The sequence below is a fragment of the Methylobacterium sp. D53M genome (assembly GCF_053345625.1).
The window spans coordinates 112,803-128,513 of the sequence record NZ_JBKFAL010000010.1 but is presented as its reverse complement, the minus strand read 5'-3'; the positions used below and the strand labels follow the sequence as shown (position 1 = coordinate 128,513).

Sequence of the window (15,711 nt, the reverse complement as noted above, 5' to 3'; positions counted from 1 at the left end):
GCCGCTTTCGTGCCCGAATCGAACGGCACGGTTTAACGGTCCGTGAACGGCGGGCACGGCCCGGGGCGGGCCGGATCCACCCACGCGATGGCATGACGGCGCGCAACGGCGCCGGTTCCGGGAAAGAGCGCCAGATGCCTGTCACCATTCGTCATCGCCGGGCAGCGGCCTTCGCGGCGCCCCTCGTGGCCGTCCTTGGCCTGGGCCTCGGCGGCTGCGACTTCGACCCGACGAGCATCTTCGCCGAGAAGTACAAGCCCGAGGTCGTGCCGGACGTTCCGGCCGACAAGCTGTACAGCGACGGCCTCGCCAAGCTCGAGGACAGCGACTACGAGGGCGCGGTCAAGAAGTTCGACAGCCTGGACAAGCAGTACCAGTACTCCGATTGGTCCCGGAAGGCGCTGCTGATGACGGCATACGCCAATTACGAGGGCCAGAAGTACGACGACGCGATCAGCGCCTCGAAGCGCTACCTGCAGCGCCATCCGGCCAGCAAGGATGCGGCCTACGCGCAGTACCTGATGGCGATGTCGAACTATAAGCAGATCCCGGACGTCACCCGCGATCAGGAGCGCTCCGAGAAGGCCCTCGTCGCGCTGCAGGAGCTGGTGCAGAAGTACCCGACCTCCGAATACGCCGCGGACGCGAAGGCGAAGATCCAGATCACCCGCGATCAGCTCGCCGGCAAGGAGATGGAGATCGGCCGCTTCTACCTCGAGAAGCGCAATTTCCCGGCGGCGATCAACCGCTTCCGCGACGTGGTCGCCAAGTATCAGACCACCCGGCACGCCGAGGAGGCGCTCGAGCGCCTGACCGAGGCCTACTGGGCGCTCGGCATCACCCAGGAGGCGCAGAACGCCGCCGCGGTGCTCGGCCACAACTTCCCGGAGAGCCCCTGGTACAAGGACGCCCACGCGCTGCTGGCGCAGGGCGGTCTCGAGCCCCGCGAGGAGAAGAGCTCGTTCCTCTCGAAGATCTACCGGACCGTCACGGGCAAGACCGCCTCGGCCCAGTAAGCCGCCGCGCCCGCGCGGGGACCGCCCACGAAACGTCGAGGCCCGGAGCCGCCGCTCCGGGCCTTTCCCATTGCGGCGCCCGGCGCGTTGCATCAACCGCGCGGTGCGACGCATTTTTGGGGTGAATCCGCGCCGCGGCGGCCTTATGTCTGCGGTCCCATCCTGAGGAATCCCCGTCGCCGCATGCTGGCGCAGCTCGCGATCCGCGACATCGTCCTGATCGACAGGCTCGAACTTAATTTCCGATCGGGGCTCAGCGTCCTGACCGGGGAGACAGGCGCGGGCAAATCGATCCTGCTCGACGCCTTCGCCCTGGCGCTCGGCGGCCGCGGCGACGGCCGCCTCGTCCGCCACGGCGAGGCGCAGGGCGCGGTCACGGCGGTGTTCGATCTGCCCCTCGACCATCCGGCGCGCCGGATCGCGGCCGAGGCCGAGATCGACACCGAGGGCGACCTGATCCTGCGCCGGACCCAGATGGCGGACGGCCGGACCCGCGCCTTCGTCAACGACCAGCCGGTAGGCGTGCAGGTCCTGCGGGCGATCGGCGCGGCCCTCGTGGAGATCCACGGTCAGCACGATGACCGGGCGCTGGCCGACCCCGCCTCGCACCGGGCGATCCTCGATGCCTTCGGCGGCCTCCAGACCCAGCTCGCGAAGGTCGCCGCCGCGTCGCGGACCGTGCGGCATGCCCGCACCGAACTCGCCGAGCACCGCGCCCGCGTGGAGGCGGCCCGCAAGGAATCCGACTTCCTGCGCCACGCCGTGGAGGAGCTCGCCGCACTGGCGCCGCTCGCCGGTGAGGAGGCCCAGCTCGCCGAGCGCCGCACGATCATGCAGCAATCCGAGAAGGTCGCGCGCGAGCTCAACGAGGCGCTCGAGGCCGTCGGCGGCCCCCATTCCGGCGTGCCGCACCTCTCGGCCGCCCTGCGCAAGCTGGAGCGGCGCGCCGCGCAGCTGCCGGCCCTGGTGGACCCGTGCGTGAACGTCCTCGACGCCGCGATGGTCGCCCTCGACGAAGCCCGCGCGGTCCTCGAGGCGGCGGTGGCCGAGACGGAGTTCGATCCCCGCGACCTGGAGCGCGTCGAGGAGCGGCTCTTCGCCCTGCGCGCCGCGTCCCGCAAGTACGACGTCGCGGCCGACGACCTCGCCGCCCTGGCGGAGCGCTACGCCGGCGACGTGGCGGCGATCGATGCCGGCGAGGCGGCTCTGGCCGGACTGGAGCAGGCGCTCGCGACGGCGGAGGCCGCCTACGCCGAGGCGGCCGAGAAGCTCAGCGCCGGGCGGCGCCGGGCGGCCAAGCAGCTCGACGCGGCCGTGAAGGCCGAGCTGCCGCCGCTCAAGCTGGAGCGCGCCCGCTTCATCACCGAGATCGCCACGGACCCGGATTCCCGCGACCCGGCCGGCACCGACCGGGTCGAGTTCTGGGCCCAGACCAATCCCGGGACCAAGCCCGGCCCGATGATGAAGGTCGCCTCGGGCGGCGAGCTGTCGCGCTTCATGCTGGCGCTGAAGGTCGTGCTGGCCGACAAGGGCTCGGCCCCGACGCTCATCTTCGACGAGATCGATACCGGCGTGGGCGGCGCGGTGGCGGATGCCATCGGGATGCGGCTCGCCCGGCTGGCGGCGACCGTGCAGGTGGTCGCGGTCACCCACGCGCCCCAGGTCGCCGCGCGGGCGGAGACGCATTTCCTGATCGCCAAGGCCCCCGTGAAAGGGGCCGGCCGCGTCGCCACGCGGGTCGCGAGCCTGCCGGTCGCCGAGCGCCGCGAGGAGATCGCCCGGATGCTGGCGGGCGCCACCGTCACCGACGAGGCCAGGGCGGCGGCCGCGCGACTCCTCCAGGGTGCCGACGCGTGAACCGGCGTCAACCTTAACCGTTGGTTGAAGGTAATAATTCGTTAACTATTCATCGTGAGAATGCTGTCATCCCGGTACCGCGGCAGGGTTGGGCGGTCGAAGGGCGGGAGGAGCCATGAAGCCGTCAGTCGTCGACTCCGATGGGTCTCTGCCCGCGGGACAGCCCCTGAAGCGGGCGGTCGACACCCGCCAGCTCGGCCTCACGCTCCGCACGGTCTACGAGGGCAGCGTCGACACGCAGCCGATCACCGACACGCATGTCGAGCTGCTCCTGCGCCTGCGCCAGAAGGAGCGGGAGCTGCGCCGGGCGGTCTGACCCGGGGCGGCGGCCTCACCAGCGGCGCGCCCCCGGCCGGCGACGGTACTCGGCCGCACGAATCAGCGTCAGCACGCGGTCGAGACTCACCAGCAGCTCCGCCTCCTCGACGCGCGCCGCGGAGGCCGCATCCGGGTCGGGGCTGAATTTCTGCCGGGCCTGCGCCAGCGCGAGCGCCCGCTCCACGGCCTCCCGCTCGGCGTGCAGGGCCAGCCAGGCCGGATCGGATTCCGTCGCCGCATCCACCTCGTCGCCGCCCACGATCCGCCCGTCCTTCTGCTGCCGGCTGCCGCTCCTGGCGGAGAGGAACGCGCGAGAGGCCGGAACCGTGCCGCGCCCGGCCGACGCGCGGTGTCGTCCCCCGTGTCCTCCCCCCGTCATCCCCCGTGTCATCCCGGTGTCATCTACTTGTCGTAACCGCCCGGCCATCGGGCGGCCGGCGCTGGGTCTCTTCGGAAGATCGGCCGCAGGGCTCTGCCGCGGGCACGGGCCCGCCGGCGGGGCAGCGCAGGCTCTAGCCCGACGGCAACGGAGATTCCTTTGAGACCCTTCGCTTACGCGCTCGCCGTCGGCCTCGCGACGGTTCAGCTGGCGTCCGCGGCGCTCGCCGCCGATATCACCGGCGCCGGCGCCACCTTCCCGTTCCCGGTCTACTCGAAGTGGGCCGAGGCCTATCGCAAGGAGACCGGCTCGGGCCTCAACTACCAGTCGATCGGATCCGGCGGCGGCATCAAGCAGATCCAGGCCAAGACGGTCGATTTCGGCGCCACCGACGCGCCCCTGAAGCCCGAGCAGCTGGCCAAGGACGGCCTCGTCCAGTTCCCGACCGTGATGGGCGGCGTCGTGCCGGTGGTGAACATCCCCGGGATCGAGCCCGGCAAGCTGAAGCTCACCGGCGACGTGCTGGCCGACATCTACGCCGGCAAGATCGCGAAGTGGAGCGATCCGCGCATCGCCAAGCTCAATGACGGGCTGAAGCTGCCCGACGCCAACATCACCCCGGTCTACCGCTCCGACGCGTCGGGCACGACCAACATCTTCACCACCTACCTGTCCCAGGTCTCCGAGCCCTGGAAGAAGGAGTACGGCGCGGCCACGACGATCTCCTGGCCGGTCGGTCAGGGCGGCAAGGGCAACGAGGGCGTGACCGCCACCGTCAAGCAGGTTCCGAACGCAATCGGCTACGTCGAGTCGGCCTACGCCAAGCAGAACAAGCTCTCCTACGCCCTGCTGCAGAACAAGGCCGGCCAGTACCCGCAGCCCGACGACAAGGCGTTCCAGGCCGCGGCGGCGAGCGCCGACTGGAAGGCGACCCCGGGCTTCGGCATCTCGCTGACCAACCAGCCGGGCGAGGCGGCCTGGCCGATCACGGCGGCGACCTTCATCCTGGTCCACAAGGACGCCGCCGACCCGGCCAAGTCCGCCGCCGTGCTCAAGTTCTTCGACTGGGCCTACAAGAACGGCGACACGCTCGCCACCGACCTCGACTACGTCCCGCTGCCGGACAACGTCGTCGAACTGATCCACCAGGAGTGGAGGGACGTGAAGGGCAAGGACGGCAAGCCTGTCCTCAACATGTGAGCGTGGCGGGGAGGGGGTGAGAACCTCCTCCCTCGCTTCCGGGAACGCACCGCGCTACCACGCCCCCCTTCGCAGAGAACCGCGGATGCCCGCTTTGACCGAATCGATCGCCCTCGGCCGAACCCGTTCCGCGACCGCGCGGAAGGCGCCGAGCCGGAGCCTCGACACGCTGTTCCGGACCTGCTCGTACGGCGCGGCCCTGCTGGTGCTGCTCGTGCTCGCCGGCATCCTCGGCTCGATCCTGTACGGCGGCTGGCCCGCCTTCCGCGAGTTCGGCTTCGGCTTCCTGACCTCCAGCGCCTGGAACGTCGGGACCGAGCAGTACGGCGCCCTGGTCGCGGTGATCGGGACCGTCGCCTCCGCCTTCCTGGCCCTGCTGATCGGCGTGCCCGTCTCGCTGGGCATCGCGGTCTACCTCACCCAGCTCTGCCCGGGCTGGGCCCGCAAGCCGGTCGCCATGACGATCGAGCTGCTCGCGGCCGTGCCGAGCATCATCTACGGCATGTGGGGCCTGTTCGTGTTCGCGCCGCTCTTCGCGCGCTACATCCAGATCCCGGTCTCGAACCTCGTGGAGGGCATGCCGATCGTCGGCACGCTGTTCTACGCCCGGGTGCCGTCGGGCGTCGGCGTCTTCACCGCCGGGATCATCCTGGCGATCATGATCGTGCCGTTCATCGCCTCGATCGCCCGGGACATGCTCGACCAGATCCCGACCGTGCTGCGCGAGAGCGCCTACGGCATCGGCTGCACCACCTGGGAGGTCGTGCGCCACGTGCTGGTGCCCCAGGCGGCCGTCTCGATCATCGGCGCGATCATGCTCGGCCTCGGCCGGGCGCTCGGCGAGACGATGGCGGTGACCTTCGTGGTCGGCAACGCCAACCGGCTCTCGGCCTCGATCTTCGACCCGAGCTCGACCATCGCGTCGCGCATCGCCAACGAGTTCAACGAGGCGGACGGCCTCCAGCTGAACGCGCTGATGGCGCTGGGCTGCATCCTGTTCGTGATCACCTTCGTGGTGCTCATCATCGCCCGGCTGCTGACGCGCCGCGTCCAGTCCGCCTGAGGAGCGCGCGCGATGGTTTCCTCCAGCACGATCGCCCCGGCCGCCCAGCGCCGCCCCGGCCGCGTCCGCCAGGGACGCCGCGTCGCCGACCGGACCCTGCGCGTCGCCTGCACCGCCGCGACGGTGGTCGGCGCCCTGGTCCTCGGCTCGATCCTGGTGATGCTGATCGTCCAGGGCGTGCGCGGCTTCACGCCGACCCTGTTCACCAACCCGACCCCGGGCCCGGGCTCCGAGGGCGGCGGCATCGCCAACGCCATCCTGGGCAGCCTCGTTCTGACCGGGATCGGCATCCTCATCGCGACGCCGGTCGGCGTCATGGCCGGGACCTTCCTGGCCGAGTACGGGCGCGGCTCGAAGCTGGCCGCCCTGATCCGCTTCCTCAACGACGTCCTGCTCTCGGCGCCGTCGATCCTGATCGGCCTGTTCGTCTACACGCTGATGGTGCGGCCGATGGGCACCTACTCGGGCTGGGCCGGCGGCGTGGCGCTGGCGATCATCGCCGTGCCGGTGATCGTGCGCACCACCGAGGACATGCTGCGCCTCGTGCCCGGCACCCTGCGGGAGGCCGGCGCGGCGCTCGGCGCGCCGCCCTCGACGGTGATCATGAGCGTGACCTGGCGGGCGGCCTCGGCCGGCATCGTCACCGGCATCATCCTGGCCCTCGCCCGCATCGCCGGCGAGACCGCGCCGCTGCTGTTCACCGCGCTCAACAACAATTCCTGGTTCTCGGCCAACCTGATGGGCGGCGTCGCGAACCTGCCGGTGATGATCTACCAGTTCGCCCTCTCGCCCTACCCGAACTGGCAGGGCCTGGCCTGGGCGGGCGCGCTCCTGATCACCACCACCATCCTGGCGCTGTCGATCATCGCGCGCCTCGTGATCAAGCCGCAGGCCTCGCGCTGAGCCCCCTTTCGAGGACACGACGATGAACGCCGCCTCCGCGATCCCCACGGTCGAGCTGAACCGCAACCGCGCCGAAGAGGGCGGCCCCGTGCGGATCGCCGTCAAGGACCTGAACTTCTACTACGGCAGCTTCCACGGGCTTAAGGACGTCAACCTCAACTTCCACGACCGGCAGGTGACGGCGCTGATCGGCCCTTCCGGCTGCGGCAAGTCCACCCTGCTGCGCTGCTTCAACCGGATCTACAGCCTCTACCCGGAGCAGCGCGCGGAGGGCGAGATCCTGCTCGACGGCGAGAACATCCTCAGCCCCTCCGTCGACCTGAACGAGCTGCGCTCGCGCATCGGCATGGTGTTCCAGAAGCCGACGCCGTTCCCGATGTCGATCTACGACAACGTGGCCTTCGGCCTGCGCCTCTACGAGAAGCTGCCGAAATCCGAGCTCGACGGCCGGATCGAGGAATCCCTGCGCAAGGCCGCCCTCTGGGACGAGGTGAAGGACAAGCTCCGGCAGCCCGGGACCGGCCTGTCGGGCGGCCAGCAGCAGCGCCTGTGCATCGCCCGGACGGTGGCGCAGAAGCCGGAGGTGATCCTGTTCGACGAGCCGACCTCGGCCCTCGACCCGATCTCCACCGGCCGCATCGAGGAGCTGATCGAGCAGCTGCGCGACGAGTTCACCATCGTGATCGTCACGCACAACATGCAGCAGGCGGCGCGCATCTCGCAGTTCACCGCCTTCATGTATCTGGGGCAGCTCGTCGAGTTCGGTCCGACCAACCGGATGTTCATGAACCCGACGGAACGCCGCACGCAGGACTACATCACCGGCCGCTTCGGCTAGTCTGCCGGGCCGCTCCGGTCCCGGGACCGCCGCTCGCGTCTCCGGCGCGCCGGCGGGTCCCGCAAGCCTCCCGGAGGGCCGTCCCCGGGACCCCATCGAAGGATCCGCCATGCCCGGCCATATCGTCACCTCCTACGACACCGACCTGGAGAACCTGCGTCGCTCGATCTCGGAGATGGGCGGCGTCGCCGAGAAGATGACCGCGGAGGCGACCGACGCCCTCGTGCGCCGGGACGACACGCTCGCCCAGGCGGTGATCCTCGCCGACAAGCGCCTCGACGCGCTGCAGCGGGACATCGAGGAGCGCGCCGTGCTGCTGATCGCCCGGCGCCAGCCCCTGGCGATCGACCTGCGCGAGACCATCTCGGCGATCCGCGTCTCCGGCGATCTGGAGCGGATCGGCGACCTCGCCAAGAACGTCGCCAAGCGCGTGGTGGCGATCTCCGACCAGGCGCCGGCCCAGAAGATCGTGCTCGGCGTGCGCCACATGAGCGACCTCGCCGAGGGTCAGCTGAAGGACGTGCTCGACGCCTACGGGAGCCGCGACGTCCAGGCGGCCCACGACGTCTGGGAGCGCGACGGCGAGATCGACGCCCTGTACAATTCCCTGTTCCGCGAGCTCCTGACCTACATGATGGAGGATCCGCGCAACATCTCGTTCTGCACGCATCTCCTGTTCTGCGCGAAGAACGTAGAGCGCATCGGTGACCACACCACCAACATCGCCGAGACGATCCACTACCTCGCCACGGGCGAGACGCTGGCGGGTGACCGGCCGAAGAACGACGCGTCGAACTACGCGACCGTGGACGGCGTGCAGGCGCCGTGAGGCGCCGACCCCGGCGCCTTCCTGTGGGCGCGGCCGGGGTCACTCTCCGTGCGGGTTGAGGCGGGGCGGCGCCTCCTGCACCATCCGGGGACCGCCCGCAGAACGAGTCTTCGAACGTGAGCATGCAAGTCCTGATCGTCGAGGACGAGGAGGCCCTGAGCACGCTGCTCCGCTACAACCTGGAGGCCGAGGGCTTCCTGGTGGATTCGGCGGCGCGCGGCGACGACGCCGAGCTGCTCCTGGCGGAGCGGATCCCGGACCTCGTCCTGCTCGACTGGATGCTGCCCGGCCTCTCGGGGATCGAGCTGTGCCGCCGGATCCGGGCGCGCCGGGAGACCGAGCGCCTGCCGGTGATCATGCTCACCGCCCGGGGCGAGGAGGGCGACCGCGTCCGCGGTCTCGGCACGGGCGCCGACGACTACATCGTCAAGCCGTTCTCGGTCCCGGAGCTGCTCGCCCGGATCCGCGCGCTCCTGCGCCGGGCCAAGCCAGCCCACGTCTCGGACCGGCTGGCGGCCGGCGACCTGGAACTCGACCGCACCGGCCACCGCGTCCGCCGCGGCGGCGAGGAGCTGCATCTGGGCCCCACGGAGTTCCGGCTCCTGGAATTCCTGATGCTGGCGCCGGGCCGGGTCTTCTCCCGCGAGCAGCTCCTCGACGGGGTGTGGGGCCACGACGTCTACATCGACGAGCGCACCGTCGACGTCCATGTCGGGCGGCTGCGCAAGGCGCTGAACGGCCCGCGCCAGACCGACCCGATCCGCACGGTCCGCGGCTCCGGCTACGCCTTCGACGAGACCTTCTCGCTGGAGGCCTGAGGCGGCCTCACGGGCCGTCCGGATAGGACTTCGCTCCGGCGCACCGTCATCGCGAGCGCAGCGAAGCGACCCAGGGCGGCGGGACGCCGGTGCGCGCGGCGCTGCTGGGTTGCTTCGCTCCGCTCGCAAAGACGCTGGGACGGGCCCGCGAAGATTCGCGCGTCCCGGCCTCCAGGGACTCAGCGCGCCAGCGCCGCGCTCCGGCCCGAGGCGGCCGGCACCGCCTCCAGCGCCGCCAGGACCGTCCCCTCGGTGAGGATCTGCGGCAGCACCTGGGGCTCCCCCGTCCCGGTATAGAGCAGGTAGAGCGGGACGCCGCTGCGCCCGTGCTTCTCCAGGAGGCGGGTGATCTCGGGGTTCTGGTTGGTCCAGTCGCCCTTCATGTAGGTCACGCCGCGCTCGGCCATCGCGGCCCGCACGGCCTTCGTGTTGAGCGAGGTCGCCTCGTTGACCGCGCAGGTGATGCACCACGCGGCGGTCATGTCCACGAAGACGGGGCGGTGCGCGTCGACCAGGGCGTCGAGGCGCGCCTGCGTGAACGGCTCGATCCCGTCGGCGGCGGCCTGCGCGGCCGGCGCGGCGCGGTCCCGGGGCAGGGTGACGGCGAGGGCCCCGACGGCGATCAGCGCCAGCGCCGCGGCGGCCTGCGCGACCCGGCCGGCCCGCGGCGGGGCGGCGCGGCCGTGCTCCCAGGCCCAGGCGGCGAAGCCCACGAGGACGAGGCCGATCAGCGCCGCCAGCAGCCCGCGCGGGTCGACCTGCTGCGCCAGCACCCAGATCAGCCACGCCACGGTGGCGTAGACCGGGAAGGCCAGCACCTGCTTGAGGGTCTCCATCCAGGCGCCCGGCCGCGGCAGCGCCCGCAGGGCCGGCGGCCAGAGGGTCAGGAGCAGGAAGGGCAGGGCGAGGCCGAGGCCGAGGCTCGCGAAGACGGCGAGCGCCACGCCGGCGCTCTGGGTCAGCGCGAAGCCCACCGCCGAGCCCATGAACGGCGCCGTGCAGGGCGTCGCCACCAGGGTCGCGAGCACACCGGTGAAGAACGAGCCGCTCAGGCCGCCGCGCCGGGTGAGGCCGTCGCCGAGGCCGGCGAGCCGGCCGCCGACATGGACCGCGCCCGAGAGGCTCAGGCCCATCGCGAACAGCAGGTAGGCGAGCCCCGCCACGATGGCGGGCGACTGGAGCTGGAACCCCCAGCCGATCGCGGCCCCGCCGCTCTTCAGGCCGATCAGCGCGGCGGCGAGCGCCAGGAAGCTCGCCAGGACGCCGGCCGTGTAGGCGAGGCCGTGGAGCCGCAGCCGGGCCGGCCCCTCGCCCGCGTGCCGCACGAGGCTCAGCACCTTGATCGACAGGACCGGGAAGACGCAGGGCATCAGGTTGAGGATCAGGCCGCCGAGGAAGGCGAAGGCCGCGGCGGTCGCCAGCGTCAGCGCGTCGAAGTCGGCGGCGGCCGGCGCGGTCGCGGGCGGCGCGGTCGCGGCCGGCGCCGCGGCGGCCGGGAGGACCGGCTCGTCGCCGTACGCGAAGGCGAGCCGGTGGGTCCCGGCGGCGTCGACCGCCTCGACCGTCAGGACGCCGGGCAGCGCGGCGGGCACCGGGTCGGTCGGGCTGCTCCGGGCGAGAGTCAGGTGCAGGCCGGTCCCGTCGACGCTCATCACCTGCGCGGCGGCGTTGTCGATCGCCGTCTCGGCGTAGGGGAAGTACGCGGCGTTCCGGACCGCCTCGGGCTTGAGGCCGGCCGCGGCGAAATCGAGGCGCAGGGTGTCGCCCTGGCTCGACAGGCTCAGGGGCCAGAGCGCCGGCACGGGGAGCGCAGCGCGGGCGCGCGCGAACAGCGCGGCGTTGGCCGGGTCCGGCTCGGCCTTGCCGACCGGCAGGGTCAGGGCGAGATCGGCCGAGCCGGGCACGCACTCGGTCTCGCAGACGAGGTACGTCAGCTTGGCCTGGATCCGCACCGGGTCGGCCGGGTCGAGGCTCGGCGGCGGCGTCACCGGGACGAGGAGCGTGACCTCACCCTCGTAGCCGTAGTTCATGAGGGTCGCGATCGGGATTCGCTCCGGCGCCGGCCACCGGATCGCGCCGGCGCTGAAGCCGGCCGGCAGGGTCCAGGTCACCTCCGGGGGCAGACCGGAATCGCCCGGGTTGCGCCAGTAGACGTGCCAGCCGGGCTTGACCTGCATCCGCACCGCCAGCGTGAAGGGCTGCGCGCCGGCGACCGCGGCGGGCTCGGCCACGAGGCTCGCGCGCACGAGGTCCGCGGGCGTGCGGAACCCCTGTGCCGCGGCGGCCGAGAGGCCCGCGGCGACGGCCAGGATCAGGAGGGCGAGGCGGCGGATCATGCTGTCCCTTCGCGCGCGGGGCGGTCGCGGTTTCACGCGCGGCGTGTCGGGCTCGGCGCGGGCGTTTCCATGGCGTCCGGTCTTACCATGGCGTCGGGTCTTACCACGGACCGCGTTCGGGATCCCTGCGGCCGGCTCACTCCTCGAGCGGCGCCGTCGCCCGCTCGAGCCAGTCGCGCGTCGCGGTGTCGAGCCCGGGCGCCAGGGTCTCACGGACCCTCGCATGATAGGCGTCGATCCAGGCCCGCTCCCCGGGTTCGAGCAGGTCCGGCCGGATCAGCCGGCGGTCGTAGGGAGCGAGCGTCAGCGTCTCGAAGCCGAGCATCGGGCGCTCCCCGCCCGCGATCGCGCGGGCCTCGACCAAGACGAGATTCTCGATCCGGATGCCGTAGGTGCCGCGGGCGTAGTAGCCCGGCTCGTTCGACAGGATCATGCCGGGCTCGAGCGCCACCGTGCCGGTCTTGGCGATCCGCTGCGGCCCCTCGTGCACCGACAGGAAGGCGCCGACGCCGTGACCGGTGCCGTGGTCGAAGTCGAGGCCCGCCTGCCAGAGCGGTGCCCGCGCGAAGGCGTCGATCTGGGCGCCGGTCGTGCCGACCGGGAATACCGCCCGGGCGATGGCGACGTGCCCCTTTAGCACCCGCGTGAACCGGTCGCGCATCTCCGGGCTCGGCGCGCCGACCGCGACCGTCCGGGTGATGTCGGTGGTGCCGTCCGGGTACTGCGCTCCCGAGTCGATCAGGAACAGCTCGCCCGACTGGACCGCCCGGTCCGTGGCGCGGCTCACCCGGTAGTGGACGATCGCGCCGTTCGGTCCGGAACCCGAGATCGTGGGGAACGAGACCTCGCGCAGGTCGCCGCCGGCGGCCCGGAAATCCTCCAGGGCCTCGACGGCGGCGATCTCGGTGAGGCCGCCGGCCGCGGCCGCACCGTCGAGCCAGGCGAGGAAGCGCACGACGCTCGCCCCGTCCCGGACATGGGCGGCGCGGGCGCCCGCGATCTCGGCGGCGTTCTTGACCGCCTTCATGCCGGTGATCGGGTCCTTGCCGACATCGGCCGTGCCGCCGGCGGCCTCGATCTTCTCCTTCACGGCGACAGCGCCGGTGGCCGCGTCGAGGCGGACGCGCGCGCCCGCCAGGGATGCCAGCCCGTCGTCCAGGTCCGCTCGCGGCAGGATCTCGGCGATCGGCGCGAGTTCCGCCCGCAGAGCCGGATCGATGTTCGGAGAGACGAGGTACAGCCGGGCCCGTCCCTCGCGCGGCAGGATGGCGTAACCCAGCGCCAGGGGCGTGTGGGCGACGTCGGACCCGCGCAGGTTGAAGGCCCAGGCCAGGTTGTGCGGGTCGGAGATCACCAGGGCATCGCAGCCGCCCTCGGCGAGCGCCGCCCGGATCCGGCCGAGCTTGTCGGCGGCCCCCTCGCCGCACAGCGCGTCCGGATGGACCACCACCGGACCGGCCGGCGGCCGCGGCCGACCGGCCCAGACCGCGTCGACGAGGTTCGGCACCGCCCGCACGGTCCCGCCGGCGCGGGTCACGGCCCGCTCCAGGCGCGCCAGACCGTCCGGGGTGTGCAGCCAGGGATCGTAGCCGAGCACCTGATCCCGCCGCAGGTTGGCGCCGACCCAGGCCTCCGCCGTCGACTCGGCGAGCGGCACCACCGTGACGAGGCCGGTATCGACCTGCTCGGGCGCCTGCAGGGTGTAGCGCCCGTCGACGACCAGCGCCGCGGACTCCATCAGGATCACGGCCGTGCCGGCCGAGCCGGTGAAGCCGGTGAGCCAGGCCAGCCGCTCGGCGTCGGCGGGAACGTATTCCGACTGGTGCTCGTCGGCCCGCGGCACGACGAAGCCGTCGAGTCCGGTCTCGCGCAGCGCCGCCCGCAGGGCCTCGATCCGCTCGGCGCCCTTACGGTGGCTCGGGTCGTCGAAGCTCTGGAAGCGCTGGCGCTGTCGGGACGGACGGGTCTCGGTCATGCGGCGAGCCTAGCGCCCGCCGCTCCCGCATCGCAACACCCTGTTGTCATGAGAAAGAGGTTGGTCAGAGGTCGGTTGCGGTGCTTAAAGATCGTTAGCAATCTTATCACGCCGCGGATTTTCGCTTATTACTCAGACATGCCACGCCGCGTTTACTACCGGATCAGCGACAGACCCGACGGCCGCTTCGACGCCGTCGTGACGATCGAGCCCGACACGGTCGTCCGCCGCGACGGCTTCGATTCGCTCGCCGAACTCGAAGAGTGGATCGACGGCCTGCGCGCGCTGATGGCGGCGCTCGGCGCGCCGGTGTCGCAGGGGGATGCACCTGGGTCGCCGGCCGAGACCGCGGGCGCGCCGGACCGGCCGGGCCGGCTGCGCACCGCGCGCTGATCAGCCGTCCGTGATCGGCAGGTCCGGCGCCCGGTCTGCGGGTGCCCCATCGTAGCCCTCGATCCAAGCCCGGCGCGCGGGCGAGTCGGCCGGATAGGGGCAGGCATCCTTGGGCCGCCCCTGCGCCCGGGCGCGAGCGCCCTCGGCGATGGGGTCAGCGGGCGGATCGTGGAGCGACGTCTGGCTCATGGCCGGACAACACGCCGGCGGACGGGGAGTTCGGGGCGATGCCGCGCGGGTCAGCGCCGCGGACGCTGCGCCGCACCGCCGCGCGTCAGGACCAGGGCGACCCACCCCTCGATCACGCCGCGCCGCACGAGGGAGAAGCCCTGGAGGCGGTAGGCGGAGAGCACGCCCGGCACGTCGCGCTCGATCAGGCCGGACAGGACCAACACGCCCTCGGTGGCGACGACCCGCGCCAGGGTCGGCGCCAGGAGCCTGAGTGGCCGGGCCAGGATGTTGGCGAAGACGAGATCGAAATGGCGCGGCCGGTCGGCGAGGCGGTGGCGGACCCCAGGCCCCTCGTAGAGCTTGAGATAGGGGCCGAGCCCGTTGGCGCGGGCGTTCTCGCGGGCCGTGCGCACGGCCTCCGCGTCGAGGTCGCCGGCCACCACGGGCTGCCGCAGGGCCTTGGCGGCCGCGAAGGCGAGGATCCCGGTTCCCGTACCGACATCGAGGACGTGGACCGGGCGCCGGCGCTTGAGTTCCGAGACCAGGGCGCGGAGGCAGCCCAGCGTCGTCCCGTGATGCCCGGTCCCGAAAGCGAGGGCGGCCTCGATCTCGATGGCCAGATCGTTGCCCCGGACCGAGGCGCGGTCGTGCGAGCCGTGCACGAGGAAGCGGCCGGCCCGGACCGGCTTCAGGCCCTCCAGCGACGCGCGCACCCAGTCCTGCTGGGCGATCGTGCGGAACTCCGCCGCGTCGGCCGCGTCGCCGATGACCGGGCGGATCAGCTCGCGGACGTAATCCTCGTCGGGCGCGTCCGCGAAGTAGGCCTCCAGGCGCCACGTGCGCCCGTCCTCGTCCTCGAAGGCCGCCACCGCGGTCTCCGTGGGATCGAACATCTCGCCGAGGAGGTCGGTCATCGCGCGGGCCGAGCGTTCGTCGGTCAGCAGACGCAGGACGTGGGACGGGCGATGGGGCGGCAGGCCTTCGAGCATGGTGCCCGGCTGTAACGCCGGGGCGCGCCGCAGCCCAGGGGCTGGCGCGAAAAAATCCGGGCCCGGCAAGGGTGGGGCCGCGGGGCGGGGCGGCGGAGCGGACCGGCGGCCCCGCCCGTTGTTGCCGGACGGTCACAAGCGCCAATACTTATCTTCTGCGCGACTTAAATCAGTGTCCACAGCCATCGCGTTTGCTTAAACAATCTCGGCTTACCCAAGGCCGGACCCTCAACTCGGGCGCGCCGCACTTCCCGGAGCGGCGCGCCTGTTTTGACAGACGATCGTGCTGCCATGACCGCGCCTCTCCTCATCAGCATCGCCTTCGCGGCCGTGACCGCGGGCACCGCCACGCTCTGGGCCTTGCTGGTCGCGAACGGCATGAACGGCATGCCGGAGGCGCGCCCGACCGAGCGGCACGACATCCGGACCTGGTGACGGCGCGACACCGATTCGCGCGAGCGGGCGCCCAGGAATGAGGCAGGCTGTTCGCGCGTTAACCAAATGATGTACGGCAGCTGCGGAACTGGCCGACTTGCGCGGCGTTTTTGCCGGCTTTTTACGTGAATCACGATTGAGCAGGGTGCGTACAGCGTGACCAAGTCCCGGCGTTCCGGCCCCCGCGGGCC

The 15,711-nt window shown here is 71.9% G+C and carries 16 protein-coding genes; 11 read left to right on the top strand and 5 right to left on the bottom strand.

Going from position 1 to position 15,711, the window contains the following annotated elements:
• The first annotated feature begins 134 nt into the window (after positions 1-134).
• The 3 genes from ACLBYG_RS16330 (at position 135) to ACLBYG_RS16320 (ending at position 3,189) form a co-directional block, all read left to right on the top strand.
• Positions 135-1,016 carry an outer membrane protein assembly factor BamD gene (locus ACLBYG_RS16330; RefSeq protein WP_091979221.1) on the top strand — a complete coding sequence of 294 codons (882 nt, stop codon included), beginning with the start codon at positions 135-137 and terminating at the stop codon, positions 1,014-1,016.
• A 183-nt stretch (positions 1,017-1,199) separates the two neighbouring features.
• Positions 1,200-2,873, top strand: a complete 1,674-nt coding sequence (gene recN / locus ACLBYG_RS16325) for a DNA repair protein RecN (protein WP_056534038.1) — start codon at positions 1,200-1,202, stop codon at positions 2,871-2,873.
• A gap of 115 nt (positions 2,874-2,988) precedes the next feature.
• Positions 2,989-3,189 carry a hypothetical protein gene (locus ACLBYG_RS16320; RefSeq protein ID WP_020094136.1) on the top strand — a complete coding sequence of 67 codons (201 nt, stop codon included), beginning with the start codon at positions 2,989-2,991 and terminating at the stop codon, positions 3,187-3,189.
• 15 nt (positions 3,190-3,204) lie between these two features.
• Here the strand turns inward: ACLBYG_RS16320 and ACLBYG_RS16315 are convergent, their stop codons facing one another.
• A complete protein-coding gene (locus ACLBYG_RS16315) occupies positions 3,205-3,450 on the bottom strand; it encodes a hypothetical protein (RefSeq protein WP_020094137.1) in 246 nt (81 codons plus the stop codon).
• 279 nt (positions 3,451-3,729) lie between these two features.
• Between ACLBYG_RS16315 and pstS the strand changes: the two genes are divergently transcribed.
• The 6 genes from pstS (at position 3,730) to phoB (ending at position 9,221) form a co-directional block, all read left to right on the top strand.
• Positions 3,730-4,770: a phosphate ABC transporter substrate-binding protein PstS gene (gene pstS / locus ACLBYG_RS16310; protein WP_447682085.1), complete on the top strand. Its 1,041-nt coding sequence runs from the start codon at positions 3,730-3,732 to the stop codon at positions 4,768-4,770.
• A gap of 85 nt (positions 4,771-4,855) precedes the next feature.
• The gene (gene pstC, locus ACLBYG_RS16305) at positions 4,856-5,833 is read left to right on the top strand and encodes a phosphate ABC transporter permease subunit PstC (protein WP_447682084.1); all 978 of its coding nucleotides are present in this window, start codon (positions 4,856-4,858) and stop codon (positions 5,831-5,833) included.
• 12 nt (positions 5,834-5,845) lie between these two features.
• A complete protein-coding gene (gene pstA, locus ACLBYG_RS16300) occupies positions 5,846-6,736 on the top strand; it encodes a phosphate ABC transporter permease PstA (protein WP_447682083.1) in 891 nt (296 codons plus the stop codon).
• Positions 6,737-6,758: 22 nt separating this feature from the next.
• The gene (pstB, locus tag ACLBYG_RS16295; RefSeq protein ID WP_020094141.1) at positions 6,759-7,574 is read left to right on the top strand and encodes a phosphate ABC transporter ATP-binding protein PstB; all 816 of its coding nucleotides are present in this window, start codon (positions 6,759-6,761) and stop codon (positions 7,572-7,574) included.
• A gap of 109 nt (positions 7,575-7,683) precedes the next feature.
• Positions 7,684-8,403: a phosphate signaling complex protein PhoU gene (gene phoU / locus ACLBYG_RS16290; protein WP_020094142.1), complete on the top strand. Its 720-nt coding sequence runs from the start codon at positions 7,684-7,686 to the stop codon at positions 8,401-8,403.
• A 122-nt stretch (positions 8,404-8,525) separates the two neighbouring features.
• Entirely contained in the window at positions 8,526-9,221 is a 696-nt protein-coding gene (gene phoB / locus ACLBYG_RS16285) for a phosphate regulon transcriptional regulator PhoB (protein WP_042671704.1), read from the top strand.
• Positions 9,222-9,400: 179 nt separating this feature from the next.
• Here the strand turns inward: phoB and ACLBYG_RS16280 are convergent, their stop codons facing one another.
• Together ACLBYG_RS16280 and ACLBYG_RS16275 are read right to left on the bottom strand one after the other, a co-directional pair.
• Entirely contained in the window at positions 9,401-11,557 is a 2,157-nt protein-coding gene (locus ACLBYG_RS16280) for a protein-disulfide reductase DsbD family protein (RefSeq protein WP_447682082.1), read from the bottom strand.
• Positions 11,558-11,693: 136 nt separating this feature from the next.
• Positions 11,694-13,532, bottom strand: coding sequence for an aminopeptidase P family protein (locus ACLBYG_RS16275; RefSeq protein ID WP_447682081.1), 1,839 nt, complete (start codon positions 13,530-13,532; stop codon positions 11,694-11,696).
• A gap of 138 nt (positions 13,533-13,670) precedes the next feature.
• Here ACLBYG_RS16275 and ACLBYG_RS16270 point away from each other — a divergent pair, with 138 nt between their 5' ends.
• Positions 13,671-13,925, top strand: coding sequence for a hypothetical protein (locus ACLBYG_RS16270; protein WP_447682080.1), 255 nt, complete (start codon positions 13,671-13,673; stop codon positions 13,923-13,925).
• On the opposite strand, the gene rmf is transcribed toward ACLBYG_RS16270, so the two are convergent.
• The gene (gene rmf / locus ACLBYG_RS16265) at positions 13,926-14,114 is read right to left on the bottom strand and encodes a ribosome modulation factor (protein WP_091681112.1); all 189 of its coding nucleotides are present in this window, start codon (positions 14,112-14,114) and stop codon (positions 13,926-13,928) included.
• Positions 14,115-14,164: 50 nt separating this feature from the next.
• The gene (locus tag ACLBYG_RS16260) at positions 14,165-15,085 is read right to left on the bottom strand and encodes a 50S ribosomal protein L11 methyltransferase (RefSeq protein ID WP_447682079.1); all 921 of its coding nucleotides are present in this window, start codon (positions 15,083-15,085) and stop codon (positions 14,165-14,167) included.
• Positions 15,086-15,376: 291 nt separating this feature from the next.
• Here ACLBYG_RS16260 and ACLBYG_RS16255 point away from each other — a divergent pair, with 291 nt between their 5' ends.
• Entirely contained in the window at positions 15,377-15,520 is a 144-nt protein-coding gene (locus tag ACLBYG_RS16255; RefSeq protein ID WP_170862986.1) for a hypothetical protein, read from the top strand.
• Positions 15,521-15,711: the final 191 nt, after the last annotated feature.

What these genes read in the sequence shown, in the direction of transcription:
- ACLBYG_RS16330 (WP_091979221.1), top strand. Translation starts at nt 135, where the DNA reads ATGCCTGTCACCATTCGTCATCGCCGGGCAGCGGCCTTCGCGGCGCCC.
- recN (WP_056534038.1), top strand. Translation starts at nt 1,200, where the DNA reads ATGCTGGCGCAGCTCGCGATCCGCGACATCGTCCTGATCGACAGGCTC.
- ACLBYG_RS16320 (WP_020094136.1), top strand. Translation starts at nt 2,989, where the DNA reads ATGAAGCCGTCAGTCGTCGACTCCGATGGGTCTCTGCCCGCGGGACAG.
- pstC (WP_447682084.1), top strand. Translation starts at nt 4,856, where the DNA reads ATGCCCGCTTTGACCGAATCGATCGCCCTCGGCCGAACCCGTTCCGCG.
- pstA (WP_447682083.1), top strand. Translation starts at nt 5,846, where the DNA reads ATGGTTTCCTCCAGCACGATCGCCCCGGCCGCCCAGCGCCGCCCCGGC.
- pstB (WP_020094141.1), top strand. Translation starts at nt 6,759, where the DNA reads ATGAACGCCGCCTCCGCGATCCCCACGGTCGAGCTGAACCGCAACCGC.
- phoU (WP_020094142.1), top strand. Translation starts at nt 7,684, where the DNA reads ATGCCCGGCCATATCGTCACCTCCTACGACACCGACCTGGAGAACCTG.
- phoB (WP_042671704.1), top strand. Translation starts at nt 8,526, where the DNA reads ATGCAAGTCCTGATCGTCGAGGACGAGGAGGCCCTGAGCACGCTGCTC.
- ACLBYG_RS16280 (WP_447682082.1), bottom strand. Translation starts at nt 11,557, where the DNA reads ATGATCCGCCGCCTCGCCCTCCTGATCCTGGCCGTCGCCGCGGGCCTC.
- ACLBYG_RS16275 (WP_447682081.1), bottom strand. Translation starts at nt 13,532, where the DNA reads ATGACCGAGACCCGTCCGTCCCGACAGCGCCAGCGCTTCCAGAGCTTC.
- ACLBYG_RS16270 (WP_447682080.1), top strand. Translation starts at nt 13,671, where the DNA reads ATGCCACGCCGCGTTTACTACCGGATCAGCGACAGACCCGACGGCCGC.
- rmf (WP_091681112.1), bottom strand. Translation starts at nt 14,114, where the DNA reads ATGAGCCAGACGTCGCTCCACGATCCGCCCGCTGACCCCATCGCCGAG.
- ACLBYG_RS16260 (WP_447682079.1), bottom strand. Translation starts at nt 15,085, where the DNA reads ATGCTCGAAGGCCTGCCGCCCCATCGCCCGTCCCACGTCCTGCGTCTG.
- ACLBYG_RS16255 (WP_170862986.1), top strand. Translation starts at nt 15,377, where the DNA reads ATGACCGCGCCTCTCCTCATCAGCATCGCCTTCGCGGCCGTGACCGCG.